This is a genomic window from Limnofasciculus baicalensis BBK-W-15, assembly GCF_024178385.1.
Lineage (GTDB): Bacteria > Cyanobacteriota > Cyanobacteriia > Cyanobacteriales > Coleofasciculaceae > Limnofasciculus > Limnofasciculus baicalensis.
This window is the reverse complement of sequence record NZ_JAMZMM010000547.1, coordinates 1-2,941: the sequence shown is the minus strand read 5'-3', so window position 1 is coordinate 2,941 and position 2,941 is coordinate 1. Positions and strand designations below refer to the sequence as shown.

The 2,941-nt window shown below is 42.4% G+C and carries 2 protein-coding genes and 2 pseudogenes; 1 reads left to right on the top strand and 3 read right to left on the bottom strand.

What is annotated here, in order from left to right:
- The 3 genes and pseudogenes from NJ959_RS27940 to NJ959_RS27930 all read right to left on the bottom strand — a co-directional run.
- Positions 1-444, bottom strand: a pseudogene (locus NJ959_RS27940) (AAA family ATPase); the annotation flags it as partial.
- Positions 444-1,541 (bottom strand): AAA family ATPase, encoded by a 1,098-nt coding sequence (locus tag NJ959_RS27935; protein WP_254015030.1) that lies wholly within the window; start codon positions 1,539-1,541, stop codon positions 444-446. The gene NJ959_RS27935 and the pseudogene NJ959_RS27940, both read right to left, overlap by 1 nt.
- A 180-nt stretch (positions 1,542-1,721) precedes the next feature.
- Positions 1,722-1,982 (bottom strand): annotated as a pseudogene (locus NJ959_RS27930) (element excision factor XisH family protein); the annotation flags it as partial.
- Between the two features lie 239 nt (positions 1,983-2,221).
- On the opposite strand from NJ959_RS27930, the gene NJ959_RS27925 reads away from it, so the two are divergent.
- Positions 2,222-2,941: nicotinate-nucleotide--dimethylbenzimidazole phosphoribosyltransferase family protein (locus NJ959_RS27925; RefSeq protein ID WP_507237498.1), on the top strand; the 720-nt coding region annotated here is incomplete at its 3' end.

Genomic DNA, 2,941 nt, shown 5'->3' with positions numbered 1-2,941 from the left:
CGCGACACCTCCCGCGACACCTCCCGCGACACCTCCATTCGAAAAAAATGTCGCTACCATCACAGGGAAAATAAACCACCAGGCATAGTCAATTAACCTTTTCGAGTTAAGAGTAGATAAGGATAATCCTAGAATCCAACCTGTGAGAAAAAACCCACTGTGTAACCAATTAAACTCTCCCTCATTAAATCTTGAGATAAAAGGAGCGATAAAAATCGTAGCCATGATTGGCGTAACAACTGTCAGCCACCACACCTGATCTGCATAGCGTTTCAGTGCTGGATTGCGAGGAAACTCAGCCTTGAGTGTAAATGGATTAGTATCTAGTTTTAAATCTGGGTGAATTTCCTGTAACTTATCGTTCAAAGTAAAGGGCTTAAAATAAATCCAGTACAGCAGTTGTCCAGATTCCCGAATATATTGCCAAATGCGATCTGCTGTCATTATTTATTTTCCTCTTCCTTTGTTTGAGCATTCTGCAAAATATCATTGATACTCTGCTGCATAAAATTAGTAAAATCCTGCCATTTTTCAACCCCAAATAGCAACAAAAGTACAGTAACAATAGTGATCATTCCCTTGAGGAAATTGCTCCAATCGTCTGCTGTATTTCCTAAATTCTGTCCCCAAAAACCAATCCGCCCAATAGCCATAAAAATCATCCGTCCATAGTTACGAGATGTGGGCACTTGATTAGCATCTTCCTCAAACCGACGCTGTGCCCACTCCGACGGACGATCTTGCTTTTGTGCTTCCCATAAACACTTCCCTGCTAACTGCAAGAGGTAAGGTTGCCCTTCACTCCACTTAATCGCCAAATTCTGTCTTTCTTCACTCAATGCCGGATTATTTACGCCAGGTAAACGAACTAAATCCATGGCTGTAGCGGGGCTAAAACCTTGTAGTATGTAAGTCTGAGATACATTAAAAAAGCCGGAAGTTCGCCCACTTTCCCGACTAGTGTAATCTTTCAATTTCTTGCGGGAACCAATCACCAACATTAACTGACTTCGGTCTTCTATCGATCGCAAATTATCATAAAACTGATCGTCAAAGAGACTATTTGGTTCTAAAAGTTCTTGAAAATCATCTAAACAAATCACAGGTAACACCTTTGCCTGCTTCCAATTCCCCATTGCCTGAGAAAAAGCATGGACATCAAAGGGAGTCACCTGAAGCGGTTGCGCCAAAGCTGGATTGGCTTGTACGCTACCTCTACTAAGCAATTCTTGGGCGACTGCCTGATAGAAATCATCAGGTTTCCGGCAATTGGCACTTTTCAGCGACAGGTACACCACCACAAAATCCTGTGGTTGTCGTCCGTAGCCAGGGACTCGCTCTTCGTAAGTCTGGTAGATATGATAGAGTAGGGATGATTTGCCTATTTTGCGATCGCCCACAATATTGATGCTAGTCGGTTGGGCATTCGCCATATTCTGAATAATAAACCGAATTTCATCATCTCGCCCAACAAAGAACATGCGTTCCGTCAGCATCCCACCTGCTAAAAACGGGCAAATTGATGGTGAAGCAGCAGTCATAAATTCCGTGCTGTAGTAATCTGGATTAGGCTAGCTATTTAATTGTACTGCAATCCTTTCTCTAATGGTGTTGTTTTTTACTCTGATGGTATCTTAATCAGGAGATTATCGAACCACTATATACTATAGCAATCCTAAATCAGTTGTGGCAAAATTACATACTGAAAAAGCTACATCTGCTAATACCAAATCCGCACGGTAGTTGAGAAATTGACCTAGTGCTAGGTGAAATTCAGTTACATCTGAAGCACCGAGAAAGGATTTTATCTCTATTGCTATCTTTTTACCAGTTTTTTCAGCAGCTAAGATTCTCTCGGCGGCTAAGTCTATGTAAAAATCAATATCCTCAACTTTAATAAATAGATTTTCGTCAGTAATTTCCCACCCATCTTTTTCTATAGATGTTTTAACTGTATTATGAAATAAATCTTTAGCTGGCATAGATCAACTTTAGTTTACACCTAATTATAGTATAATACAGTAACCTGGTTGAGGGTTAGCCTTTATACCTATAGGTTAAAACATCTGGAATAGGACGCAGTGACGTTACTAAGAGTGGGAATGGTGCGTTAGCTTGCGCATAACGCACCCTACAGATAGATACTTTGGGTAAGTCCTATTGAAGTTAGCAAGTGTGAAATGGTTTACGATCGATCGCGGATATCCTCTCTTTCGTTACAATGGACGCTATCAGAATCTATACCGAATCAGACAAAGCCAATCGATGGTTAGACAAATATCGGGGTAAATCGCCGATACTTGCTTGCATTTTGGGATTTACTGCCACAGGTTTAATCCCCGGTATTTCCGCTGCGGGTGCAACACCGGAAGATCGAAAGTATACTGCGATCGCAGATGGGGAATTTTTGGTTAATGGAGTTACCCCACAACCAACATATCCGTTACCACCTCTAACCGCTGGCGCATCACCTGTTTTTATTTCCCGCGCTGTTGTGGAAGCATTTGATTTACCTGTTTATCTTTTTAATGCTGGTTTGCCCCAACCTCCCGCTGTACCCGCAATTGATTTAGGAGGTATTCCAGCTCAATGTGTCTCCACAGGCAAGGCTTTACCTCGGAAAACGGTGGATCATTTATTTATGCAAGGCTTAATGTGGGGGGGAAAACTGGCTGCCGCTGCTGCTGATGGTTATCTGATTATTGCTGAATGTGTAGTGGGTGGAACCACAACTGCTCTAAGTGTACTGACTGGTTTAGGGATTAATGCTGCTGGCAAAGTTAATAGCAGTCACCATAGTTGTAATCATGCACAAAAGTGGGAAATTGTCAAGACAGGGCTGGGGAGGCTGGAGAGCAGGGGGGCAGGGGAGCAGGAGAGCAGAGGAGAAAACTTAAAACTCAAAACTCAAAATTCAAAACTCTCTTCCCCCACTCCCTAC

Bases quoted from the DNA above. Each gene is read 5' to 3' on its own strand.
- NJ959_RS27935 (WP_254015030.1), bottom strand. From the start codon at position 1,541: ATGACTGCTGCTTCACCATCAATTTGCCCGTTTTTAGCAGGTGGGATG.